This window comes from Natronorubrum halophilum, from assembly GCF_003670115.1.
In the GTDB taxonomy this organism is placed as follows: domain Archaea; phylum Halobacteriota; class Halobacteria; order Halobacteriales; family Natrialbaceae; genus Natronorubrum; species Natronorubrum halophilum.
In genome coordinates this window covers 1,077,684-1,100,253 of sequence record NZ_QQTY01000002.1, presented here as the reverse complement: position 1 = coordinate 1,100,253, position 22,570 = coordinate 1,077,684, and the positions used below count along the sequence as shown (strand labels likewise).

Sequence of the window (22,570 nt, the reverse complement as noted above, 5' to 3'; positions counted from 1 at the left end):
ACCCGTTCGACCGGTGACGGATCCGTACCGCATCGGCTACTCAGTTTCGTCGCCCTCACACAGCTCCACGGATCGCTCGAGCACCGCTCTCGCCTCCTCGGTCGAGATACCGCCGGGGCGGTAGGCAGCCCGCTCGTGACCGTTGACGACCGTCAGAAGTCGCTCCGAGTGGGAAACCGACTCGTCGTTTTCGTCCGTCTGACGCGGCTCCTGCGGGAGGAACGATTCGTCGTCCTCGGCCGCCGTGAGCAGCTCTCGAGGGGTTATCGATCGCGGGATACCGGCACGCTCGGTGAGCAGGTTGCGGACGGCGGTGTAACACGTCCGAACCGCGTCGTCGGGACGGTCGTTCGATAGCTGATCGGACGCACGTAGGAGGAGCGGGTCAGTCGTCTCCGAGACGCGGTCGACGTCCGCGGACGAAAGGGGCTCCCACGTGGCGTCTTCGTCGAGGGGCGTTCCGTGACGGTTTCGCCGTCGATACAGCTGACTCCCGGCGAAGAGACCGACGGCGACGATAATCCCCAGCCCGACCCACCGCTCGAGGGACATGGTCATCCCGATGATACCGTCGCTTGGAACGGCCACAGTCGACGTCGCCGACGCGCTCTCTAGGTTCGTCTCTTCGCCGTCGTATGCGCCCGTCACCTCGACTTCTCCGGATCCGACATCTTCGGGGAGCGGGACGACCTCGTCGAACTCCCCGTTCCGATCGGTGACAGCCGTCCCGACCGAGACGCCACCGACGAACACCTCGATGGGCTGGCGACTGATCTCCTCGCCGTCAGCCGTCACGAACGTCCCGCGGACTGCCACCTCGCGGTCGGCTTCGCGTACGAGCTGGTCGACTTCGATCTCGAGTTCGGTGTCCGTCTCGGCGACGACGATCGACTCGCGGGAGGTGACGCCCGCGATCGCTCGATCGGCGAACGGAACCCCGACGACGAGTTCGTACTCCCCGTCCGGAATGTCGGCCGGAACGGGACCGTCGATGGCGGCCGATCCGTTCGTCGTCTCGTTGTCGGCCAGTTCGATCGTTTCGTCGCTCCCGGCGCGGTCCAGTTCGGCGGCGATCGGAATGCCGTCGACCGCCTCATCATCGACTTCCAGTTCGGATTCGATCGTGACGTTGTCTTCGTACGCCACCTCGGACGGCAGTTCCGACACCGTCAGCGTCGGTTCGACCTGTTCGACCGAGACCGGGACGTCGGTCTCGGTCGACGCGTACGGCGAGTCGGATGCAGGAACGTACTCTACCGTCAACGACTCCGTATCGAGCGGAAGATCGGTCGGCCGGTACTCGAACTCGAACTCGCCGTCATCGAGTTCCGTGACGATCGTTTCGTTCTCGACGAGCAACTCGATCTCGTCGGCGTCGATCGGCTCGCCGTCAGTCGTCGTTATGGTGCCCTCGGCCTCGAGCGGCTCCTGAAACGAGATGTCCTCGTCGGCATCGATCTCCAGTTCAGTGCCGTTTAACGCTTCCTCCTGTATCTCCGTCGCGTTGGCGTCGATTTCCGCTTCGATGGAATCGATCGTCTCGCGCGACTCGGTCGTGTCCATCCCGGTTTCGGTCGAGACCGTCCTGGACGTTTCGTCGAGCGTCTGCGTCGTCTCTTCGATCTCGATCCGCTGCTCGTCGAGTTCGCGAGCGAGCTCTCGCGCCCGCTCCTCGTCTCCGTCCTCGCGAGCCGCCGCGTACTCGGCCTCGAGCGTTTCGTACTCCTCGACCTGGTCGATCAACTGCTCCTGCTCGACGCCGAGTTGTTCGAACAACGCGACCTCCTCTTGGGCCCCGACCTCACCCGAAATGTCCTCGAGCTGTTCGAGGCGTCGTTGGTACTCTTCCTGGGACGCTCTCGCACTGTCGGTGTCGCCGTCGCTGAGTTCGGCCGAACTCTCGGCGAGCAGATCGCTCATCCGGCTGACGAGCCACTGCTCGACGGCTTCCAGATCGCCGTCTTCGTCGACCGTCCCCGGATCTCGATGGGCGTCGGTCTCGTTTTGTGCCGTCGCCCCGTCGGTCATTTCGACCGTTGCCCCTCCGGTGGCGGCGACTCCACCGCAGATCATCGTCACTGGTGTACAGATCAGCAAAACGACGATTGCGAGGACGCGGAGAGCGAACATCCACTCCTCTAGAGCCGCCGAGAGGGGAAAAAACTGGGCCTCCAATTCGCATTGATCGTGGATTTTAAATGCGACATGAAACAATATCACACAGTTTTAACTGTCAACAGGGAAGCTCTGTTTAGATATTACGTATTTGGGAGTTACATCTAAGGACTAGCTTCAACAGCACGCCGACCGTAGCGGATGGTATGCGTCCCACGCGCCACACCGTCGCGATCGGCGTACTCATCGTATTCGTTGCGACGCTGTCGATCGTTCTGGCACGTCCGCTCTTACTCGCAGGGCCGATTCTGATCGGCGCGTGGGTACTCTCCCGCCAGTATCGGTTTTACTCGGCGCTGTCGCGGGTGAACGACTCGATCGTCGTCGATCAGTCGATCGAACGTCCAGCCGTGAAAACGGAGGAGGCCGTTCCCGTCACGCTCGCCGTCTCACTCGATCAGCCGTCGGGACTCGCACTTGACGTGGCGGGCGGGCCCCCGATAGGAGCGAACACCGACGACCCGCTCACCGTCTCGATCGGACCGAACGAGACCGGTGCGTCGAAGACGGTCTCCGCGAAGTGGCCCGTGGCGGGAATGCACGACTTCACGCAGCCGACGATCGTTGCGACCGACGGTCTCTTCGCCGAAACGATCGGTGCAGGCCCGACGCCGGAGGTAACCGTCGGCGCACAGACCTCGCGATATCCCGACACGGAGTTGGTCGTCGACCGCATCACGACTGCGATGGGAAAACACGTCACGTCGCGGTTCGGGTCCGGAATCGAACCCATCGATATTCGAGAGTATACCGCGGGAGATATGTTGAATCGAATCGACTGGAACGTGACCGCCAGGCTCGGAAAACTGTACGTTCGCGACTTCGAGAGTCAAACGACCCGCGGTACGATGCTCGTGGTCGACCATCGGACGTCGCTCGGCGACGGTGCACCCGCGGAATCGAAACTGGATTACCTCCGGGAAGTCGCGTTGGCGACGACCGATCACGTCCACGAACACGGCGATCCGATCGGGCTGTTGACGGTCGGGAACGACGGCATTACCGGACGGTTGAAAACCGCTTCCTCCTCGCGCACGTACGATACGGTCAGGCGTCGATTACTCGCGCTCGAGCCGATGGAGGCGCCCGACCGACCGCTGCGGCGCTCCGATGGCCTCGGGGAGCGACTCACGGACACGGACCTTCGACGGCGAATCGAACGGCTGAAAACGCTCGACCGTTCCGGCGATTTCGGGGATGTGATCGTCCCGTACTACGAACGACAGCTGACCTACGAGCATCGATTCGAGGACGATCCGTTCCACTCGGCGGTGGAGTCGGCAGTCGTTCGACAGCGAGCTCCCGTCTGGATGATCCTCTTTACGGACGACCACGACCGAGCCGAACTCTATCGGACGGTCAAGACCGCACGTCATAGTTTGAACCGGGTACTCGTCGTTCTCGCGCCAGGCGTGTTGTTCGACATCCAGGAGATGACCGATACACAAACGGTCGCCCAGCGTTACGCGGCGTTCGAAGAGTACCGACGGTCGCTCGAGCGGATAGAGGGCGTCAACGTGGTCGAAGTCGGGTCGAAGGATCGGTTTGCAACGTTGCTCTCGGCTATGCGCCAGGAAAACCGTCCGAGTGGTGTTGCCTGATGGGAGAGAACGATCCTTCCGCTCGACCACCGGAGCGTGCGTCGCGGCTGGGCGGAGCTATCGCGGAGAGAACGTGGAGCGGGGCCATTGCGGTCCTCGTCCTCGCCGGTACCGTCGCAGCGATCACCGGACCGATTGGCGCACTCGCCGGACTCGTGGTCGCAGCGACGTGGTACGGATTCGGCACGCCGTACGCGATCGCTGCCGCCGCCGTGCTCCTGGTCGGGTTATTCCCCGACGGAATCGACGGCTTTTCGTTCGCGTTGGTGACGACCGCGATGGTACTTTTGGTCCTCACCGTAGCGGCTAGAACACGCCGACGAATCCGGACGGGAACCGTGGCGCTCGTATCGATAGCCGTTCTCCGTGGAGTCGGCTGGGGAGCGCTCGAGACGTGGCCGCTGTGGATCGCCGTAAGTGGGACGCTCGTCGCGTTCGCACTCTTGAGCTACGGGCTGCACCGATACGAACTCGTCGCGCTCGGACTCGTGTCGGACGATCGCTCGAGCGGTGTGCGTTCCGACGGTGAACACGCGGACCGATCGGCCGACCGGACCGGCGGAGGTGAGCCGACGTGAGCGCCGACGAGCCGAACGTCGAACACGTCGAGGCGGAAACGACGAACACGGTAGCGCGGTCTGACGACGAACGCAGAACGGACCGGTACGAAGCCAGGGCGGAACGACTCGCGGAGGAGAACCGACGGCTCCGAATCCAGTACGCCAACGCCCGTCGAGCGGATTTCCGGCGAGCGGCGCTTCTGTTCGTCGGGCTCGGGCTCGTGGCAGCAATCGCCGGCATCGCGTTCGAGAACACTCGAGACGTCCTCTTCGCACTCGCCGGAACGGGACTGTTCGCCGCGGTTCTCACCTCCTATCTCGTACCGGGTCAGTTCGTCGCAGCAGAGATCGGTGAACGAGTCTACACGCCGCTGGCCGACACGCTCGCCGCGGTCGCAGCCGAACTGGGACTCCGCGAGGAGCGACTGTACGTCCCGACCGACGACGCACCCCCTTCGGCTCGGCTCTTCGTTCCGCTCGAAGCGGACCCCGAGATCCCGTCGCCTCGATCCGGCCCGGTCGTTACCGAAGATGACGGTCGCGGCCTGGTTCTCCAGCCGACCGGCGGAGAACTCTTCCGGGAGTTTCGAAACACGCTTTCCGAGGACCTGACGGCGGCCCCCGAACAGCTCGCTTCACAGCTCGCTGCTGGAGTCGTCGAGCAGTTCGAACTGGCTGCGGTCGTCGACCCCGAAGTCGACGTCGACGGCGGCCGAATCACGTTCGGGATCGCTGACAGCACCTTTGGCGACGTCGACCGACTCGATCATCCGATCGCGTCGTTTCTCGGCTGCGGCGTCGCGATCGGTCTCGACCGCGTCGTTTCTCTCGAGGTAACGGACGGTGGCTCGAGATACGACTGGCTGGTAACGTGTCGCTGGGACGTCGAGGAATCGTAAAACGGGTCGCGTTCGACGGCACCATCGCTCGTATCGATACCGATTACCGCTGCTCCGGACTCACGCTTACCGGATCCGTCGCATCGATGACGTCGGCGATGACGTCCGCAGCCGTAACGTCGCTCAACTCCGCGTCGGTGTTCAAGACGAGCCTGTGGGCCAGCACGAACTCGGTGAGCGCTTTTACGTCGTCGGGAATGACGTAGTCGCGACCGTCGATCGCCGCGGACGCCTTCGACGCGTTGAGAAACGCGATACTCGCCCGAGGGGACGCGCCGTGACGGACGTCCGGGTGCGAGTGCGTCCCCTCGACCAGATCGAGAATGTAGTCGATGATCTCCTCCGCAACGTAGACGTCCCAGACGATTTCCTGGGCTTCGGCGATCTCATCGGCGGACGTTACCTGCGTCGCGGTGGGATCGGCGAGGTCCGGTTTTTCGTCGATTCGATCGAGGAGTTCGTGTGCGTCCGCTCGTTCGGGTCGCTCGACCGTCAATTGCAGCTGAAACCGGTCGCGCTGGGCGACCGGGAGGTCGAAGACACCCTCGTTTTCGATCGGATTGAGCGTCGCAATGACCAGGAACGGGCCGGGTAACTGGAGCGTTTCGCCCTCTATGGTCACCTGCTGTTCCTGCATCGCCTCGAGCAGCGCGCTCTGGGTTTTCGGCGTCGCGCGGTTGAGTTCGTCCGCGACGAGGAGATTGGAGAAGATGGGGCCGCGCTGGAGTTCGAACTCGCCGGTATTCTGCCGATAGATGTGCGTTCCGGTGATATCTGCGGGGAGGATGTCGGGCGTCATCTGGATGCGCCGGTAGCTGAGCCCGATGGCGGTGGCGAAGAGTTTGGCGATCGTCGTCTTCGCGACGCCCGGATTCCCCACGAGCAGGACGTGACCGCCGGTCAACGTGGACACGGTGAGGTGTCTGACCGTTTCCTCGTTGCCGACGAGAACCCGACTGATCTCCGCGTACAATCGATCGTATAGCTCACTTGGCGTCGTCGAGTGTGAACTGTCCGACGCGGTCTCGTTGTCGTTAGTCATCTGTAATCACTTTGTTATTTCGTGTCTTGTCGTTCGGGTGCAGCGGGTGTTTGTCTGTCGCTTGCATCAGGATCGGTGCGGCGATCTGTCGATTTTCGGTCCTCTCGAGCGAGGGCGGTCACGTTCGATAGCCGCCCGGAGAGGCCGGCGATGAGACCGATCCCGAGAAGCCCAACGGCTATCTGTGCGACCGGCTCGGTCCGGAAGTCGGTGAGGAGCGCTATCAACGGCGGGACCGAGGTCCCGTGCGAAACGTCTAAGAGGACGACCGATTTGTCCGCGTAGAATCCCTCGACGAACGCCGCATTGTCCGATCGGTCGATCATCGTATTGATGAGCACGCTCGGATCGCTGACGACGACGACCTGTCCGTCACCGATATCCTCGGTCGTCGCCACCGGCCTCGGTTCGAGTTCGCCGTCGGCGCTCAGATTCGCCTCCTCGTCCTCGACGAGATACGCGAACTCGCTCGTCCTGACGAGAACCGTCGCGTTCCCCGGTTCGACCGCCGATGCGTGATTCAACGTCACCTCGTCGACGCCGGGCGCGAGCGCGTCATCCCCGACAGGCGTTGCCACGGGCATCATCGGTGTGGACTCGTGGTTGACGTCGTCGCGAAGCAGTTGTCCGTCCGTTCGAGCGTCGGCGCCGATCGCGGACAGCAACTCGTTCGAGTGCTGGCCGAAATCATCGAGCACGACGAGCGTGCCGCCGTCTTCGACGAACTGGCGGACCCGTTCGGTATCGGTCTCGCCGTAGTCGGTCTCGGGCGCGATCACGAACGCGACGGTTTCGTCGGCGTCTTCGTCCTCGTACTGGTCAGTTTCGTTGACGATCTCGAGCTCGGTGTCGGGATCCTCTGCGACTCGATCTCGGAACTCCGACGTTCCGTCCCAGGCGTAGTTGTACGGACCGAACGACGCGGCGGACGTCGCGACGGCCAGAACGACCGTCAGGACGACGACGGCCCCGAATACGACGGCCAGCGTCTCGGGCCAGTTACGCTGTCGATCAGTCGTAATCCACTCGTGCAGTTTCATCGGTGTCCTCGGCTCTCGGTTGGCGCTCGTGCGTCTCTGGATGGCTGGTGTAGCTGACTACCCACGATTTACCCCGGTGAAACGCCGCCGGCGATGTCTAGCACTCGCTGAAAGACCAGGAACGCGAACACGACGGTTCCCAGTACGATGAGCCACTGGAGCCGACGCCGCCACTCGGGGACAACGCTGAAGGGAGTCGTGATCCCGGCGATGACGAACAGGCCGAGCAGCGAGAGCGAGAAGAACAACTCGAGAGACGCCCCCTCGACCGCTGCAAGCAACAGAACCGCGAAAAGCATCCACGCGATCTGGAGGTTCACGAACCGAATCCATCGCTGGGTTCCCATCACGAGAACGACGACGCCTGCGATCATAAACAGCACACCTGCGTTTGACGAATACGCACTCGATACCCTCGCTCAAGCTCGAGTATTGGCGGCCCTGGACGGGCGCTCGCGGGCGGAATCGAAAACCTCGTGTCGCCGATTCTCTCGCGAGAGCCGTCGCGAGTCGTTTCGACGGAATTCGGTCGTTGAACGGCCGTCACTCGCGCCCCCTCGTCGACACCATCGGTCCACGGGGTGTAAATCGCGTGCTATCGCGACCGTCACCCGCTTTTCCCCCTGAAACAATACTTCTCGTTTATGTTGTCACCCCTTCACCACTAGCTAACAGATGAACGCACCAGCATGAGTGGCAATACGGCGGCCGGCTTCGGTTATCGATCGTGGGCGGTACCGTGTCGATCGGTTCCGAGCCAGCCACTGCGGAGCGGGACGACGAACGCCGAACTGCGCTCAAACGCACCGGCAAGTCGCCCGGTCGGGAGTACGGATGGCCTACTCGAGGAAGGGGGCGAAACGGACCGCCCGGGCAGTACGTCACGAAGGCAACGATACCGATGACCGACACAAACGTGGTCGACGCCGGGATCATCACGCCCGTCAAAGACGAAGTCGAAAACCTTCCCGCGCTAATCGGTTCGGTAGTCGCTCAATCGGTCCGACCGCGAGCGTGGATCATCGTCGACGACGGGAGTGCCGACGGCAGTTCGGAGATCATCCGATCGGTCAGTTCGCGACTCGACTGGGTACACGCGATATCGCTCGAGGGACGTCCCGAATACGATATCGGTGCGCATTACGCCAGCGTGATCGCGACCGGGTACCGGTACCTGTATCGACGGTGGCGAGACGACCTCGACTACTACATGATTCTCGATGGAGATATGCGTTTGACGCCGGGATACCTCGAGTCCCTGCTCGAAATCCTCGAGGACGACGAAGAGATCTTCGTCGTCAGCGGTGGGCTTCGGATAGACCACGATGGCGAACGGTCTCAGGAGGAGCGGTTCAGCGACCAGCCGATCGGCGGGGCGACGGTAATCGCCGGGGAGTTCTACAGAGCCATCTCCGGTCCGCCTCTCAGCCCGTGCGTCGATAGTGTCACAAAAGCCAAGGCGCGTCTGATGGGCGGAAAGTGCGCTTACGCGGCCGACCTCGATGAGTGGGCGACTCAGTCCAGACCTACCGGCGGCAAGGAGAATCGTTTCGAACGCGGCGTTTCGAACGGTGCCGATAACTATTACGTCGGATACCATCCCGTCGTCATCCTTTTGAAGGCCATTCACAACCCCACCGGGTCACCGCTCAAACAGTCGATCGGCTACCTGTACGGATACTTTTCGAACTTCCTCCGACGCGCACCGCGAATCGAGGATCCGGACGTTCGGGCATATTTTTGGAGGGAACGCACGTCTGAAATATTCGGTCGGTTAGTGAGCAAGGTTGGCAGAAATGGATCGTAGAAAACTATCGCTGATCATCGGGTTCTGTTCGGTGACGGTCGCCGTCGCGGTAGCACACAATAACCCTGCAACGGGGTACGAACTCTCGGTGTACAACGGGACGCCGGTACTCTTCTGGATCGGCGTTTCGATTTCGTTGGTTATCTCGGTCTTTTTCTCCGTCTCTGAGAAACAGTACGAGCGGTGGGGCGGCATACTTCTCGGAGCGTTATCCGTCGTGAATATCTACGCGCTCCCGCTCATACGCGGCTATCACTTCGTCGGCCCGTTCGATAGTATGACCCACTGGGGATTGACCAAGGACCTGGTAGACGGGACGATTCCGGTGGCCGAACTGCTGTACCCCGGCTCTCACCTGCTGGCGAGTGCGATTCACTTCGTCACGTCGGTCTCGATACCGCATTCGATGATGCTCGTCGTCTACGCGTTCCTCCTGTCGTTCATCCTCTTCGTACCGCTAGTCGCACAAGCGTTGTTCAGTCGTTTTAACACGCTGTTACCCATTGTCGCCCTCTACTCCGCGTTTCTGTTGTTGCCGATAAATCACGTAGCAGTTCACCTGAATTTCCATCCCACGTCCCATGCGATCATGTATTCGGTAGTACCGATCTATTGTTTCATCAGACTGATTCAGCGGAACCGACCCGCGGATCTCTTGATCTTCCTGTTCATTTCGCTGTCTTTCATCCTCATCCACCCACAACAGGCGGCGAACCTTCTCCTGATCCTCTCGACTGTTGTCGTTCTCGTAATCGTGTTCCCAACCTTCACGGCAAGAAATAGACTCAGAATCACCGTAGAGCTCCTCTCCGTTCTCGCCTTTTATTTACTGTGGTGGGTCTGGATCAACCAATACCGGACGTTCGAAACCGCTTTTCACCGGGTGATCGTCTCTACGTTCATCGAAACCGTCGCCGGCGAACGGATCAGCGATGCAGGGGTCTCCCTGGCAGGGGTCGGTGCGAGCGTCGAAGAGATCTTCGCCAAACTGTTTCTGGTAAGCTTCATCTACTGTCTGTTGTCGGCATATTTGCTTACGAGTCTACTCGTACGCCGAACGAGGGAAACTGACGAGGTATCCAAATACCGATACGACCTCCTCCTGTATTTCATGTTCTCTATGATCCCTGTAACCGGACTGTTCGTGGTGTATCTGTCAGGAAACGTCTCTACACAGTATCTTCGACATTTCGGGTTCATTATGGCGATCGTGACCGTTTTCGGTTCGATCGGTATTATCTACGGACTCGGTGCGATTCGGGAACGGTTCAGTCTCGAGATCGGTCGAGAAACGGTCGCCGTGATCATACTACTGTTTCTCGTCCTTTCAGTACCGATCGTTCACACGTCTCCGTACTTATACCGCGGGAGCGGACACGTAACGGAAGCGCAGATGCACGGCTACGATGCCACCCTCGACACATGGAGCGAAGAGGTCACCTACGCGGATCTCAGCTCGCTGACTTTCAGATACGGTGATGCAACGGAGGGGTTCACAGGACACGACCGAAACGAGTACTACGGTGGGCAACCCTACGAACCAGTTCCCGATCACTTTGCCAACCAGTCGATACGAGACGAGTACGAACAGCCGAAATTACTCACCGTCTCCGATTCCGATAGAGCGTACCACCTTCGCTCGATCGACGGAGAGCGATTTGACCGGGACGACTTTGAATATATCGAAACGGAACCGGGCGTTCACCACGTCCACTCCTCCGACGGGTTCGACCTCTACTACGTCGAATAGCGCGGATGGATCAGTCGATGTATCCTAACCCGCGTAATCGGCTTTCGACGTCTTCGAAGTCCTCGTCTCGTCCGCCGGATCGTGATTCGCTCGTATACGACGTCGTTTCCACCGCCGAACCGTACGGCTCCGACCCCTCCTCGAAGATCTGTTTACGAACCTGACCGTCCACGTTCTCGGGAACCGGTTTTCCGAGTCCGTGTAACAACGTCGGGGCAACGTCGTACACGGAGAACCCGGTGTCGACGGACTCGTGGCGGATATCTTCACCCCAGGCGAAGAATATCCCCTGCTTTCGGTGGGTTGCGCCTTTCTCCGGTAACGGGGTCAGTACCTCCGGTGCAATCGCCGTACTGATCTCGTAGCCGTCTTTCACGACGACGACGAGATCGGGCGCATCCGCGTCGGTCGGAAACAGCTCCGTTCCGTCGTGGGCGCTCAGTAGTGACCGGTACGGTTCGGCACCCTCGTCGGAGTCCAGTGCGGCCAAAATATCGTCTTTCACGGCTTGGCGGTTGTCGGCCGGGACGACTCCCTCGTCGAATCGCTCGTCGTCGTTGATATAGATTAACCCGTATTCGTGCGCCATCGCTTCGGTACTGCTGATATCGACGTCGAAGAGTCCGTGCTCACCCGGAACCCGCGTCGCGATGTCGCGGATGACCGCGTCCGGAACGTACGACAACGCAGCCTCTTTGGCGTTAACGGACTCGAGTAGGCCTAACACCCTGTTCTTGGTGATGCCCGCCCTGGAAAGCGTCGAACGGCTCTTGTTTCCGCCGACATCGAGGAACCCCTCGTTTTCGAGAATCGTGTTCACGTGGACGTTCTCGGAAACGGGTCCGAACCCGTGATCGGAGACGACGTACAGGTGGGCTCCCCGATCCTGGACGTACTCGAGTACCTCTCCCAAGATATCGTCTATTCGTTTGTAGTAATCCAGTAACACGTCCTCCTCCCAGATCAGGTGCTGTAACCGATCGGGAGAGGTGTAGACGAAGAAAAACAGCTCCCACTCGTCGTTCTCGAACAGTAACTTCATCAGCTGATACCTGTTCTCCAGTAACTCGTGTAGGTCGTCGATAAATTGCTCCTCTTTCCCCTGGTACGAACTCCAGCTCAATCCGACCTCGTACTCGGGAATTCGGCTTCGTATTTTGTCGGCCAGTTCCGGCGGGTGCGTAAATGCCCCCTCGAGGGAGGGCGTCATCATGCCGGTCACCATCTCGCCGTCGATCTCTTTCGGCGGGTATGTCATCGGGACGTTGCCGACGACCGAGGGCGAACAGATGTCCCACAGCAGCGGTTGCCGGATCGCTGCGCTCGTATTTATCTCGTACCGATAATCGGATGTGAGGCGGCGAAACGAGTAGATTCCGTGTTTTCCAGCCGTTACCCCCGACGCGATAGAGGGCCACGCGACGGGAGTCGTCGGCGGAACCGTACTCTCGAGCGGTCCCGAAACCCCTTCGTCGATGATCGTATTGAAGTTCGGAAGTTCGCCCGATTCGGCCCACTTCTCGAGCAAATCCCACGGGGCACCGTCCAGTCCGAAAACGAACGCACCGTTCGCGTCAGGAGGGGTGGACATAGCTATCCACTCGTGACCGAAGGGTAAAGGCGTTCTTCAGTAATTATATAGTATCTCCGGTCAGGATATTACCATCGTCGGTATGTTACTTTTCTGGCCGCTATCGATCGTTCACACACCGCCCACACAACCGGAATCTGATATTTCACAATCGGAAAGATACTCTCGGAAACCGAGGATGAACGTTCCGGAATGGGACCATTATGCCGACGACCGGTAAGGAAACCGTGGGAGGATTTCAAGTACCCGGGCGCTCTATCTCCAGTAGAATTCGGTAACGTTCTCGAGCGGTTGTACGCCCTCCACGACGGGATAAACCCAGCGCCAATAATGATTAGTAAAAATGAACACTCCGGAAATAAGACGCTTATCGTCGGCTTCGACGGAATGGACTGGCGGTATCTCGATCGATTTGCAGCCGACGTAAGCGAGATCAACTCGCTCCGGGAGGACGGGACGACCGCTCGACTCGAGTCCGTTCATCCGCCGTGGACGGGAAGCGCCTGGCCTTCGATGTACACGGGCGTCTCGCCGGATCACCACGGGGTATTCGATTTCTTCCACCACGAGGATCGCTACCCGGATACTGCACGAACGGTCACCAGAGCCGACGTCCGCGCTCCAGCGCTGTGGACGTATCTCACGTCGATCGACGTCCCCTCGGTGGTGATGAATCTCCCGGTCACCCACCCCGCGGAGCCACTGGACGGGGTACTGATTCCGGGGTACCTCTCTCCGGCCGACGAACCGGGATATCCGAAGGGTATTCGTGAAGACATTTCTGAAGCGATCGGCGAACGGTATCGTATCTATTCGAAGGACGAAGCGACGACCGACGCCGAGAAACGGGTTGCCGGCTACGTCGATTTACTCGGGATGCGCGCTCGTGCCGGGGCTCACGTACTGGACGCCCACCCGTGGCAGCTCGCGATCGTTCAATTCCAAAAGACGGACGCGATATTCCACAACTCGAGCGATCCGCGCCATTTCAGACGGGTCTACGCGGCCGCGAACGATGCGCTCGAGGTGCTTCGTGATGCCGTCGACGACGAGACGAACATCATCGTCTGCTCGGATCACGGGATGGGACCGGTGGACGGCTATCAGATACACGTCAATCAGATCCTGGAGAACAACGGGTTCCTCACCTCGAGCGTCGATAGCACTGGGCCGGGTGACGTCAACATCGAACGCACGGCGAACGGCGAGGAGACGGGTCCGCTTTCGACACTGTTTCAGACCGGTTTCAAAGCGAGCTCCGCGGTCGGGCTCCCGCCGGCGAAACTGTACAACGTCGCCGATCGACTCGGTCTGGCGGAGCCACTGATCGGACGCCTTCCGGAGCGACTCTGGAAGGGGGCTGCACGGAACGTGGTGTGGGAAGATTCCGTGGCCTACTGCCGTCACGGATCCGAACAGGGGATTCGGATCAACGTCGCAGGTCGCGATCCATCAGGGGTCGTGCCTCGATCGGCGTACGAGGACGTTCGGAGCGAGATCATCTCACTCCTGTCCTCTTTGCGGATGCCGACCGGCGAGAAGGCGTTCGAATTCGTTCGTCCGAGAGAGGAGCTCTACACGGGGCCGTACAGCGAGTGGGCGTGTGATGTGCTGTTCTTACCGACCGATATGAACCACACCGTTTCGACGAAATTGTACGGAACGGAGTTCCTCCCCGCGTCGACGTACGACCACAAGCGCACCGGCGTCTTTATCGGGTCCGGACCGGGGTTCGAGGAAACCGACGAACGGAGTCGGATCGATCTCGTCGATATCGCGCCGATGACGATGTCAGTGCTGGGATACCCCGTTCCGAAACAGATGACCGGCGATACTCGCGACGACCTCCTGACCGCCTCGACGACTGTAGCGGAGTACGACGTTTCGATACCTCAGGAGGTGGAGTACGACCAGGATCAAGACGAAGTCCGCGATCGATTGAGTGACCTCGGCTACCTCTGACGATGGACCGCGAACACGACCTCGGGAAGGTTCTTTCGAGCGCGGGATTGATGTTCGTCGGAACGGTTTTCGGCTCCGTCGCCGTCCTGTTCGAACGCGTTCTTCTCGGTCGAGTGTTGTCGGCGAACGCGTACGGTGAGTTCAGTATCGCGGTCGATCTCATGATGCTCGCGGTGACGCTCGCGCTGGCCGGTTACCAACAGGGGATACCCCGTTTCATGGCGAGATACGATAGCCCGGCGGATATCAGAGGAACGTGGGTGACCGGACTGGTCGTCACGCTTCCGATAGCCGGCGGTATCTGCGTACTCCTGCTGGTGTTTGACGAAACCATCGTATCCCTGTTGTTTGAAGACGCTCGGTCGCTCTCTCTGCTCCTGTTATTTGTCCTGACGATCCCGTTCGTGGTTACGTTCAGTCTCGGCGTGAGTGCGATTCGCGGATTCGAAAAAACGCGGTACAAGATCGTTGCGGAAGACATCGGCTACCCGAGTCTTCGACTGCTCGTTCTGGCTCTCCTCCTCGCGGCGGGGATGGACGTGATCGCGACTGGGTACAGTTACCTGATCGCTGCGGTGCTGACCACGGTCGTCACCTTCGCTCTTCTCCGCCGGTTCATGCCCCTCTTCGGTTCGTTCACGCTCCACGTACGGGAGATAACGGCGTTTTCGACCCCCTTAGTCGTCTCGACGGTCGTTTCCACGCTTCTCGCGAGGACGGATACGCTGATGCTCGGTTACTTTCGTTCGTCGACCGAGGTCGGAATATACAATTCGGCGTATCCGCTCGCCGGGGCCCTGGTATTGCTGCTCGGCACGTTCGGGTACCTTTACCTCCCCGTCGCCTCCAGACTGGACAACAAAGACGACCTGGACGGGGTCAAAACGCTGTATACGATGACCTCTAAATGGACCTACGTTCTCACCTTTCCGATATTTGTCCTGTTCGTCGTGTTCCCGGGGGAGATCATTTCGCTTACGTTCGGCGACGAATATTCCACCGGCGGTGTTGCGCTCGCAATACTTTCTATCGGGTTTTTCATCAACGCGGCGGTCGGACGCAATCGCGAAACCCTCTCGGCGTTCGGGTACACGAAATTCATCCTGATAACGAACGTGGCCGCGTTCATCGTCAACGTCGTCGGGAACCTCGTGCTCATTCCGCTGTACGGGTTTATCGGAGCGGCCATCGCGTCCGCAGCGTCGTACATCGCCCTGAATATCCTCATCTACGCCTTTTTATCGCGGAATTTCGATGTCAGGCCCTTCACTGAAACGTCGATTAGAGCGGTCGTTGCGCTCCCGCTCGTCTTGCTCCCCTTCGGGTTTCTCTTCCGTAGCGTCGTCCCAACCACCGCCCTCACGATTTGTGCATTCGCGATCGTGGTGACCGTCTTGACGCTCGGTATCGTGATCGCAAGCCGGTCATTAGAGACGTACGATCTGGTATTCGTCGAGTTTCTCGAGGAGATCATCCAGCGCCGAATCCCGGGTATCCGTCAGTTGATACCGGATTCATAAGCCGCTCACCGGGTACAAACCGTTATTCGACGATCACACACCGTTTCGGTTTCGCGGATCTATCGAACGCCACGGCGCTGTAGCCGTGCCAGAACCGTCTTCGGTCGGCGTTTCGGTAGCACGCGACCGAACCCGTGCTTATTCGTCGACGTCGATCCAGAGGTCGACGGATCGATCCGCGTTCTCGAGCGTCGGTTCGTCCGGTGGTTCCCCGTCGAGGTACACCAGCCACACCAGGCGAAGGTTCTCGCCGGTCATCGTCGGGTCGATTTCGTGATCGTGGTGCCAGCTCTCTCCGTGTGCCAGCTGCGCCTCGAATCGATCGAGTTCCTCCTGTTCGATGACGATCGTTTCGTTGTTTTGGGTCTCGATTTCTTGTATCGCGAAGACCGTCGTGTAGTCAACGGTTCGGTGCTCCTGATTGTCGATCCCGAACACGATCTCCCGGGATTCTCCGCTGTCGTACTCGGTCGGATACCCGTCGGCGACGAGCTCTCCGCCGTCGTTTTCGACCAAAATGTAGGCCGACGAGAACCGTTCGCCGTCTTGCGGAACGGCGATCGCGTAGCCGACCGTACCGAGGGCGAGGAGCACGGAAGCGACCAGTAGCACGTTCACGATCACGGTTCCACGGCTATCCGATCCGAAGACCCTCTCTCGTCCGGATTCGATCCACAGACGGTACGGGACCGCAAAGCGGTTTTCCGGAGACAGATTCCAGCGCCGGATCCCCGCAACGATAGACGAGAGAACGACGAACGCGCTGGTCACGATCAGGATCGACGTGAGGCTGGGTCTCCGTAGCGTGAAATCGAGGAGGAGTGCGATCAGCGGAACGATGGCGACGCTCAAACCGAATGAGAGCGCGCCCCGTTCGATGCCGGTGATACTCGTCGTGCCGAGGAGAGCAGATCCGTTGTCGAAATCGGGTGATTCGGCTTCGGAGCCGTTCGATCCGTCAGTCTCGTCGCCGGAACGGGATCGCTCGCTCGCCTCCGGAAAGAGGGCGGCGACGAACGCGTATCCGGGGAGGAAAAGCAAGAACGCGAGCCCGAGCGGAACTCGAATCGGCGTCTCCCGAACGACGGGAAGCAACGCCGCGGCGTTGGTCGCAGCGACGACGATGAGGACGGCGATTAAATCCGCCGGCAACTCCCGGATCTGGCGAGGGAGAATAAGCCAGAGGGATTTCGCATCGATCATTCAAAACACGTAGCAGAGGCACGAACATAAATGACGTGCGTGCTTCGACGGCTGTAACGTCGTATTGCGTCGAATCCGCTCGGCGTTTCGCCTCGACGCACGGGGATACCGTCGAAGAGCGTCGGCGACTCCCGTTAGCGCTCGAAGCCGACTCGCACCATCTCGCCCCACGCTGATTCGCCGCGAACGTACTGGACGAGCGCCAGCCACGTAATCGCCGCCTTCCACTGGCGGTAGGGTGCGTGCTCGAGCAGCCCGTACCCGAGGAGTTTGGCGATATCCCCGGGACTTCGGTAGCGCCGGAAGCTGATGACCTCGTTGAGGACGCTCAGCCAGGAAAGCAACGTCCCGACGCCGACTGCGACCCCGAGAAAGAGCAGGAAAAACGGGACGTTCAACATGCCGAGGATGAACGCGAAGGGGACGACGATGTAGCCGACCCCTTCGATCAGCGGCCCGATGGTTTCGATGAAGAGGAAAAACGGCAGCGCAAAGAGCCCGATCGAGCCGTATTTCGGGTTCCCGATCATTCTGCGGTGCGTCCAGAGCGTCTCGAGTAGGCCCTGATACCAGCGCATCCGCTGGCGCGCCAGGGCCCGTCTGGAGGACGGGACCTCGGTCCACACGACGGGGTACGGAACGAACGAGATTCGGTAGTCGGTGCCCGCATAGTGATGGTGGAGACGAACGATGAGTTCCATATCCTCGGTTATCGTCTCCGTCGAATACCCACCGACCTCCCGTACCGCGCTCGTGCGAAACACGCCGAACGCACCGGAGATGATCAGTAGCCCCCCGAGCGCGCTGAGTCCGACCCGTCCCGAGAGAAACGCCCGAAGGTACTCCACGGTCTGGAGGCTCGCGAGTCGGTTCTTCGAAAGCCCGACGTCGGTAACGGTCCCCCGAGTAACCGAACAGCCGTTCGCGACGCGGACGGCGCCGCCGGTTGCGATCGTCTGCTCTGGATCCCGCAGAAACGGTTCTATCACCTCGAGAAGGGCCTCCCGCTCGACGATGCTGTCGGCGTCGATCGCACAGAACAGCGGCTGATCGGTGAAGAAAACGCCCGCGTTGAGCGCGTCCGCCTTCCCGCCGTTTTCTTTGTCGATGACGACGAGGTCGACCTCCGTCGACTGGTACACCTGATCGACGGGTTCACAGGGAAGGTCGAACGGAACCTCCGCGCCGACCGGGTCGAGGTCGAAATCCTCGAGCAGTCGCTCGAGCGTCTCGTCGGTCGAGCCGTCGTTGACGACGACGACCTCGAAGACGCCGTACTCGAGGTTCAACAGCGAGCGGACCGAGTTGCTGATCACCGCCTCCTCGTTGTACGCGGGGACGATGATGGCGATTCCGGGGAGAAACGGCGACTGGTACGGGTTGTACGTCGACTCGAGCAACCACTCCCGGAGGCCCCGCTGGAGGGAGACGATCGAGACCAGGTGAACGAACAGATAACTCCCGTTGACGAGTACGAAGTACGACAGGAAGAACCAGCTGATCGCCCAGATCAGCGGGCTCAGATCGACACTTACGACCATCCGGTTGCCACCCTCCGTCTGGATCGCAGTTCGGCGCGCGCCCAGTCGACGGTTCGGATAGTGTCGGTGGCCGACTCCGTCGGCGTCGGGAGGTCGTGGCCCGTCGAGACCAACGTGCGGGCCGCAGCGAGCCGAGAGCGATCGTCGGGATCGTTGAGAACCGCGTAGTGAAGCCACTCGATCGCTCGCCGGTCGCCCCACTGGCTGAGCAGTTCGTAGCCGGCCGTTCGAACCTCAGGGTACCGATCGGCGACCACCTGTTCGATGTCGACGTGCTCGCGGAACGCGTCGCGCCATCCGTGGCGCTCGAACGCGTTCAACGCGCCGGCTCGGATCTGCGGGGAGTCGTCGGACAGCAGCGGCGGGATCCACTCGAAGTGCTCGACCCGTTCGGCCGACTGACAGTGAGCGAGGACGGTCAAACACTGCAACAACAGTCTGTTGTCCCACCAACTGGCGTCGACTTCCGCGTTGGACAGCAACGGCGTCGCATCGGATTTATTGAGCAGATACAGCGTGTCGATTCCGTACACCGAGAGCGGTTGATCCCCGTCCCGGAGGAGTAACGCGGTCCCGTCCCTCCCGGCGTTCTCCTCGCCGACCGCGTAGATGAGTCGGGCGGCGGCCGCGCGGACGTTCGGTCGGTTCGTACAGTGTTTCTGTAACAACTCCTTCGAAACCGGTCGCTCGAGCAGGGTCAGCCAGATGAGTCCGCGAAGCGTGTTGAACGAGAATCGGCTCCGAAGCAGCGAGATGGCTTGCTCGTCCAGTCCCAACTCGGACGACAGCGTAACCAGTTGTTGATGATCGCTACCCTGAAGCCGACGTAGATACCGGACGATCGTTCGCCGAACGACGTACTGTTCGATCACCGAGAGGGACCCGTACCACGCTACCGATTCCGGCCCCGGATCCTCGAGTTGCTCGAACAGCGCGGGGAGTAGTGCGGCCCGAACCGATTCGCGCCGCTGATCAAACCAGAAGAGCACGACTGAGAGCGCAAGCGTGAGCCCTCCGGCGAACAGACAGAGCGAGACGATGACGACGAACGCATCCTGTAGGTCTACCATTATCGCAGCAGTCGTTTGAGGCGGACGACGATCTCTGACGGACTGAACGGTTTCATCACGTAGTCGTCCGCCCCGAGTTCGAATCCCCGAAGGACGTCCTCCTCGAGTCCCCGTCCGGTGACGAGAACGATGACGAGATCGTCGTACTGTTCCTCGGCACGGAGTCGCTTGAGAATCGTGAATCCGTTGAGTCCGGGCATCATAATATCGAGCAAGAGCGCGTCGGGGAGCTGGTCGGCCGACTGGAGAAACTCCCAGCAGTCGTCACCGTCGTCGACGACGTCGACGTCGAACGTCTCGTTCTCGAGCCGATAGCGGAGTATCTCGATGATCGGCCGGTCGTCCTCGGCGATCAGGACGTGACGTGTCATCGTTCCTCGTCCGGATCCGGCTCGATCGCCGCGAGTACTGCCGCGGCAAGCTGGGTCGATGTGAGCGGTGTCTGTGCGAGCGTTCGGTGGCCGCGGAACGGCACCCACTCGGCCTCGGTCGGCGTCGATCCGACCGCGACGAGCGGTATCGCTTCCCCGTCGGTCGGGTTTCGGAGCCCGGCCAACGCGGATTCGTCGGCGTGATCGATCGCCGGGCCGGAGAGAAAGACGAAATCCACGTCGCCCGGATCAACCGCGTCGAGCGCCGTGGCGGACGAGTGCGTCACCCGATCGATCGAGTTGTCGAGTTCGTCGAGCGTCGCGAGGAAACGGTCTCCGACGTCGCCGACAACGGCGACCGCCGTGCCGGCGTTCGAGGACTCGATCGGAAGCTCGAACCGGTTCTCGAGGAGTGCCGCGAGGGGTTCCGGCTCGATGCTCGACGCGAGTATGCCCGCGATCCCCTGAAGCGGTCCCGGGAGGTCGCCTTCCACCGTCGACACGAGCGTCAGCGACGTTTCGCCGTCGAGTCCACTGATCGTTCGCTCGAGGCCGTCGTGGAAGGTCCCCGCCGGAAATCGGCAGTCCAGAACGAGGTGTTGTGGGCGCGATCGGTCGAGCATCGTCCGCAGGTCGTCGCCGTCGGTCGCGGTGTGAACCGCGTACCCGGCACGCTCGAACTGTCTCTCCAGCGACGTCACGAACTCCTCGTCGTCGCCGACCCCGAGGACGATCGAGTCGAGCACCGTCGCCGACTCCGGTGTGGCCGGCGATTCGCCGGGCGTCAGGATATCGTCGGCCGGCTGGTCGAGCGCCAGATCGTCGTCGGTCGACTGAGACCGGTCGTCGGTCGTCTGCGGGGTGTCACCGTGCGTTTCTAGCGTGTCCGCCGTTTCCGCAGTCAGTTTCAGTGTCGCCGCGACGACCTCCTCGAGCGCGTCACGCTGTTCGGGTGTCACCGGGCCGAGGGACTCGTCCTCGAGCAGCGTGGCCTTGGCGAGAATGACGCCTAGCTGGCGACGGAACTCGAATGCGTGCGGGGCGCTCTCGTCCGATTCTGTCATCACGAAGTACATATCGAAACGACGCTTACGGTAATAAAACGATCCGTGTCATCGCGAACTGGTATTTCGTCGCCGGAAACTGCTCCGATCGAACGGCGGCTGTACGATCGATCTGAACGGACTCCCATCAGCGGATCGGCTGATTTACTCGGACTGGGGGGAGCCGCGTATGCGCCCGTCGCCGGTTGTTATCCGCACTGATTCGGGACTGAGGCCGCTCCAGGGAGCGGCCGCGAGCGGCGGCGACGCGAACCTATTTCACCCGCGGCACACCAAACTCGAGGCAATGGTTTCGGAACTCTTCGACGAGGCGCAGTGGGAGCCGATCGACGATCTCGAGCGCGATTTTCGGGATATTACGTACCACCGAGCGATCGACTCCGGAACGGTCCGGATCGCGTTCGACCGGCCCGACGTGCGCAACGCGTTTCGCCCGGGAACGGTCGACGAACTGTACGACGCGCTGGACCACGCCAAACGCCAGACCGACGTCGGCTGTATCCTGCTGACCGGTAACGGCCCGTCGTCGAAAGACGGCGGCTGGGCCTTCTGTTCCGGCGGCGACCAGACCGTTCGCGGTAAGGACGGATATCAGTACGAGGACGATGAGGAGAGCGAGGCGCGGAGCGCCTCGGAAGAAGCGAGCGGACAGGGTCCGCGAGCACGAGCATCGGAGCAGGGGCGACTCCACATTCTCGAGGTCCAGCGGCTGATTCGACACGTTCCGAAGGTGGTCGTCTGCGTCGTCCCGGGGTGGGCCGTCGGCGGCGGCCACTCGCTGCACGTCGTCTGCGACCTCACGATCGCGAGCGAAGAGCACGCGAAGTTCCTCCAGACGGACCCCGACGTGGCGAGCTACGACGCCGGCTTCGGCTCGGCCTACCTCGCCAAGCAGATCGGCCAGAAGAAGGCCCGCGAGGTGTTCTTCCTCGGAAAGACCTACTCCGCCGAGGAGGCCGCCGAAATGGGGATGGTCAACGAGGCAGTTCCTCACGAAGAACTCGAAGAGACCGCCCTTGAGTGGGGCGAGCGCATCAACGCGAAGAGCCCGACGGCGATGCGGATGCTCAAGTACGCGTTCAACATGACCGACGACGGGATGGTCGGCCAGCAGGTGTTCGCGGGGGAGGCGACCCGACTGGGCTACATGACCGACGAGGGGAAAGAGGGGCGGGACGCGTTCGTCGAGGGGCGCGACCCCGACTTCGACGACTACCCGTGGCACTACTGATCGGCCGCCTCTCTCGTTCCAGCTAGCACCGGAACGGGCGTCGACTCGAGTTCGAATCGCTGCTCCGGACCGCCGGCTACACAGTCCGGAATCTCCGATCGGTCGTCTCCGGCGAGATCGTTCTGACGGACCGATACCGTCCC

18 protein-coding genes are annotated in these 22,570 nt (G+C 61.0%); 8 read left to right on the top strand and 10 right to left on the bottom strand.

Annotated features, from left to right (window positions below; genetic code table 11):
- Window positions 1-36: 36 nt before the first annotated feature.
- Window positions 37-2,130, bottom strand: a complete 2,094-nt coding sequence (locus tag DWB23_RS11535; protein WP_162989802.1) for an AAA family ATPase — start codon at window positions 2,128-2,130, stop codon at window positions 37-39.
- 191 nt (window positions 2,131-2,321) lie between these two features.
- Between DWB23_RS11535 and DWB23_RS11530 the strand changes: the two genes are divergently transcribed.
- Genes DWB23_RS11530 through DWB23_RS11520 form a run of 3 tightly spaced genes read left to right on the top strand, consistent with a single transcriptional unit; the run spans window position 2,322 to window position 5,235 of the window.
- Entirely contained in the window at window positions 2,322-3,776 is a 1,455-nt protein-coding gene (locus DWB23_RS11530; protein WP_121742931.1) for a DUF58 domain-containing protein, read from the top strand.
- The gene (locus DWB23_RS11525; protein WP_121742930.1) at window positions 3,776-4,354 is read left to right on the top strand and encodes a hypothetical protein; all 579 of its coding nucleotides are present in this window, start codon (window positions 3,776-3,778) and stop codon (window positions 4,352-4,354) included. Before DWB23_RS11530 ends, DWB23_RS11525 begins: the two co-directional genes overlap by 1 nt.
- Complete coding sequence (locus DWB23_RS11520; RefSeq protein WP_121742929.1) at window positions 4,351-5,235, top strand: hypothetical protein; 885 nt, start codon at window positions 4,351-4,353, stop codon at window positions 5,233-5,235. The genes DWB23_RS11525 and DWB23_RS11520 overlap by 4 nt, the downstream gene beginning before the upstream one ends.
- Window positions 5,236-5,278: 43 nt before the next feature.
- Here the strand turns inward: DWB23_RS11520 and DWB23_RS11515 are convergent, their stop codons facing one another.
- The 3 genes from DWB23_RS11515 to DWB23_RS11505 form a co-directional block, all read right to left on the bottom strand.
- Window positions 5,279-6,277: an AAA family ATPase gene (locus tag DWB23_RS11515; protein WP_121742928.1), complete on the bottom strand. Its 999-nt coding sequence runs from the start codon at window positions 6,275-6,277 to the stop codon at window positions 5,279-5,281.
- A 14-nt stretch (window positions 6,278-6,291) separates the two neighbouring features.
- A complete protein-coding gene (locus DWB23_RS11510) occupies window positions 6,292-7,317 on the bottom strand; it encodes a DUF4350 domain-containing protein (RefSeq protein WP_121742927.1) in 1,026 nt (341 codons plus the stop codon).
- Window positions 7,318-7,385: 68 nt separating this feature from the next.
- Window positions 7,386-7,691 (bottom strand): hypothetical protein, encoded by a 306-nt coding sequence (locus tag DWB23_RS11505; protein ID WP_238717392.1) that lies wholly within the window; start codon window positions 7,689-7,691, stop codon window positions 7,386-7,388.
- Between the two features lie 527 nt (window positions 7,692-8,218).
- Between DWB23_RS11505 and DWB23_RS11500 the strand changes: the two genes are divergently transcribed.
- Complete coding sequence (locus tag DWB23_RS11500; protein ID WP_121742926.1) at window positions 8,219-9,124, top strand: glycosyltransferase family 2 protein; 906 nt, start codon at window positions 8,219-8,221, stop codon at window positions 9,122-9,124.
- Window positions 9,114-10,874 (top strand): hypothetical protein, encoded by a 1,761-nt coding sequence (locus tag DWB23_RS11495; RefSeq protein ID WP_121742925.1) that lies wholly within the window; start codon window positions 9,114-9,116, stop codon window positions 10,872-10,874. Before DWB23_RS11500 ends, DWB23_RS11495 begins: the two co-directional genes overlap by 11 nt.
- 10 nt (window positions 10,875-10,884) lie before the next feature.
- Here the strand turns inward: DWB23_RS11495 and DWB23_RS11490 are convergent, their stop codons facing one another.
- Window positions 10,885-12,465, bottom strand: coding sequence for an alkaline phosphatase family protein (locus DWB23_RS11490; protein ID WP_238717391.1), 1,581 nt, complete (start codon window positions 12,463-12,465; stop codon window positions 10,885-10,887).
- 330 nt (window positions 12,466-12,795) lie between these two features.
- Between DWB23_RS11490 and DWB23_RS11485 the strand changes: the two genes are divergently transcribed.
- Together DWB23_RS11485 and DWB23_RS11480 are read left to right on the top strand one after the other, a co-directional pair.
- Window positions 12,796-14,427: an alkaline phosphatase family protein gene (locus tag DWB23_RS11485; RefSeq protein ID WP_162989801.1), complete on the top strand. Its 1,632-nt coding sequence runs from the start codon at window positions 12,796-12,798 to the stop codon at window positions 14,425-14,427.
- Window positions 14,428-14,429: 2 nt separating this feature from the next.
- A complete protein-coding gene (locus tag DWB23_RS11480) occupies window positions 14,430-15,947 on the top strand; it encodes an oligosaccharide flippase family protein (protein ID WP_121742922.1) in 1,518 nt (505 codons plus the stop codon).
- Between the two features lie 138 nt (window positions 15,948-16,085).
- Here the strand turns inward: DWB23_RS11480 and DWB23_RS11475 are convergent, their stop codons facing one another.
- The 5 genes from DWB23_RS11475 to DWB23_RS11455 form a co-directional block, all read right to left on the bottom strand.
- A complete protein-coding gene (locus DWB23_RS11475; RefSeq protein ID WP_121742921.1) occupies window positions 16,086-17,150 on the bottom strand; it encodes a DUF1616 domain-containing protein in 1,065 nt (354 codons plus the stop codon).
- 134 nt (window positions 17,151-17,284) lie between these two features.
- On the bottom strand, window positions 17,285-18,691 hold the full coding sequence (locus DWB23_RS11470; protein ID WP_121742920.1) for a glycosyltransferase family 2 protein: 1,407 nt from the start codon (window positions 18,689-18,691) through the stop codon (window positions 17,285-17,287).
- A complete protein-coding gene (locus tag DWB23_RS11465; RefSeq protein WP_121742919.1) occupies window positions 18,682-19,761 on the bottom strand; it encodes a HEAT repeat domain-containing protein in 1,080 nt (359 codons plus the stop codon). Before DWB23_RS11465 ends, DWB23_RS11470 begins: the two co-directional genes overlap by 10 nt.
- The gene (locus DWB23_RS11460; protein WP_121742918.1) at window positions 19,761-20,132 is read right to left on the bottom strand and encodes a response regulator transcription factor; all 372 of its coding nucleotides are present in this window, start codon (window positions 20,130-20,132) and stop codon (window positions 19,761-19,763) included. Before DWB23_RS11460 ends, DWB23_RS11465 begins: the two co-directional genes overlap by 1 nt.
- The gene (locus tag DWB23_RS11455; RefSeq protein WP_162989800.1) at window positions 20,129-21,196 is read right to left on the bottom strand and encodes a response regulator; all 1,068 of its coding nucleotides are present in this window, start codon (window positions 21,194-21,196) and stop codon (window positions 20,129-20,131) included. The genes DWB23_RS11460 and DWB23_RS11455 overlap by 4 nt, the downstream gene beginning before the upstream one ends.
- 286 nt (window positions 21,197-21,482) lie before the next feature.
- Between DWB23_RS11455 and DWB23_RS11450 the strand changes: the two genes are divergently transcribed.
- Window positions 21,483-22,427 carry a 1,4-dihydroxy-2-naphthoyl-CoA synthase gene (locus DWB23_RS11450; protein ID WP_121742916.1) on the top strand — a complete coding sequence of 315 codons (945 nt, stop codon included), beginning with the start codon at window positions 21,483-21,485 and terminating at the stop codon, window positions 22,425-22,427.
- The last annotated feature ends 143 nt before the right edge of the window (window positions 22,428-22,570 follow it).